This window comes from Parablautia muri, assembly GCF_009917485.1.
GTDB classification, from domain to species: domain Bacteria; phylum Bacillota; class Clostridia; order Lachnospirales; family Lachnospiraceae; genus Suilimivivens; species Suilimivivens muri.
On sequence record NZ_QZDT01000133.1, the window covers coordinates 1 to 2,422 of the forward strand.

General features: G+C 51.4%; 1 protein-coding gene and 1 pseudogene. Both read left to right on the top strand.

Features of this window, described 5'->3' with window-relative positions; all coding sequences use genetic code 11:
* Positions 1 to 431 (top strand): annotated as a pseudogene (locus D5281_RS24585) (DNA topoisomerase III); the annotation flags it as partial.
* Positions 432 to 643: 212 nt separating this feature from the next.
* Positions 644 to 2,422: antirestriction protein ArdA (locus D5281_RS24590; protein ID WP_160562484.1), on the top strand; the 1,779-nt coding region annotated here is incomplete at its 3' end.

The following is a 2,422-nucleotide window of genomic DNA, read 5'->3' on the forward strand; positions in this document are numbered from 1 at the left end:
AAAACAATCTGACGCAGATAGCAAAGGGAGCCGCAGACCCCGGCGAATTTCTGTCCGGCATTGAAGCTATGGCGCGGGAGCTTGTGCAGACACACACCGCAGCACTGGACGGGAAAAAGGATTTGTTCCGGGAGGAAAAGCCCTCTGTCGGCAAATGCCCCCGTTGCGGTTCCCCCGTCCATGAGGGGAAAAAGAATTACTACTGCTCTAACAGGGAATGTGCCTTTGCCATGTGGAAGAACGACCGTTTCTTTGAGGAACGCAAGACCGCTTTTTCCCCGAAGATTGCCGCCGCGCTCCTTAAATCCGGCAAAGTGAACGTGAAAAAGCTGTATTCCCCGAAAACAGGCAAGACCTACGACGGAATTATCGTTTTGGCTGACACTGGCGGGAAATACGTCAACTACCGTATCGAAGTGCGGAAGAACTAAAAACTGGAATAGCAAGCATAGGAAGCGGGTACCCACTTCCGTAAATCCCTGTCCTGCCGCTGACGCGCCGGACGGGGATTTTGCTTGTTGGGAAGTTTCCCAAACCCTCTAAAAAAATGAAAAAATTGTTGGCATAACGCACAGCCCACCGTAGTACGGGGCGAACCCCAAAAGCGCGGCGGTGCGCCGCCATTTCAGAAAGGAGCGAATGAATGGAAAAGAAAAAAGGTTACTCCATGTTTGAGCGTGACAAGTTAGACCCGGCTGACAGTATGCGGATAGAGCGAAATATTTATTTTGAGGAACAGACCGCTGACCTTTCCGGGCTTACCGCCCTGCCCTTAGAACAGTTACAGGCATTGCGGGAAGAATACGCGGCGGCTGAACAGGCAGCTTTTGAAGCCTTGCAAGAACAGGCGGCGGCATGGGACGAACAGGCGGGAAAGACCCTTGCCATTGACAAAGCCATTGAGTATGTGAGGACACCCGAAGCTACGCATACCGCGAACCAGTGGGAAGCTACGGACTACGGGAAGCACATCAGCAACCGCGTCTACCAAATGCGCTACCACATATCCGAGAATACCCGGTATGACAGGGAAAAAGAGAAATCCATTCCCTATTCGTGGACGCTTTCATGGAGTATTTACACCAACAGCCCCCACAATTACGGACAGGCAAAAATCGCCGGACAGGAAAGGAAAGTCTTTGCAGACAAGGCAGCTATGGAAAAATATCTGAATGGGCGTATCAAAGCCTATCAGCATTTATTCACCGAGGTATCGCCGCCTATCCCGCCAGAGTATGCAGAGCATTTCAAAGTAAACGGGCAGCTTTTACCGGGCTATGCTATCGATGGCGAGGAACGGGCGCAGCCTACCGCTGAAAAAGCAGCCCCCACCACAGCAGAGCCGCCACAGGACACAGAACAGAGAAAGGAGCGTGAAACCATAAACGAGCAGTTTTCAATTTTAATTGACAGCCGCAGCCGCTTTGAAACAGGCGAAGCGGGCGGCGCGTGGCTTCCCATGCCGACCACGACAGAGCAACTTCACGCGGCTATGGAAAGCGTCGGCATTACCGCAGATAACCCGCAGGATTTTTTCATCAACGGATATGCTTCTACGGAGGACTGCCCCTTTGACTTGCCGCTTTCCGTTATCCAAAGCGCAAGCATGGACGAGCTGAATTATTTTGGTAAACTTCTGGAAATGCAGAGTGACGGGGACAAGGATAAATTTACGGCGGCGGTTACACATGGCGAGTATGCCGGAAGCATGAAAGACCTTATCAACCTTGCACAAAACCTTGACTGCTACTGGCTTTATCCCACTGTCCGCAGCGAAGAAGATTACGGCTATTACCTTATCGACGAACTGGACGAGCTGGAGCTTCCCGAAGAAGCAAAGAAATATTTCAAGTATGAAGAATACGGGCGGGACGCAGTTAGCAAGGATAAAGGGCAGTTTACCGAACAGGGCTATATCTATAACAATCAGAACACCTTTACTGAATGGTATCGGGGAACGGAAAACGAGATACCCAAAGAATACCGCGTTATGAGCTTTCCGCAGCCGGAACACGACGGACAGGACAAGACCTTTATGGACGCAGCCGCCACAGAGCAGACCGACAGAACCGCCGCAGAGCAGCCACAGGAGCCGCGCCCGGTTATCCCTATCGTGCTGACGAGTGGGAAGCCCGCAGAAAAGCTCAAAGAGATTACCGACCGTCTGGAACAGGGCATTACAGAACTCTTTGACAGCGAGCGTTACCGGGAATATCTGAAAGTCATGTCAAAATTCCATAATTACAGCTTCCGCAACACCGTCCTTATCGCCATGCAGAAGCCGGACGCTTCCCTTTTGGCGGGCTTTTCCGCTTGGAAGAACAACTTTGAGCGAAACGTGATGAGAGGGGAAAAGGGAATTAAAATCATTGCCCCGTCGCCCTATAAAATCAAACAGGAAATGCAGAAAATCGACCCGCAC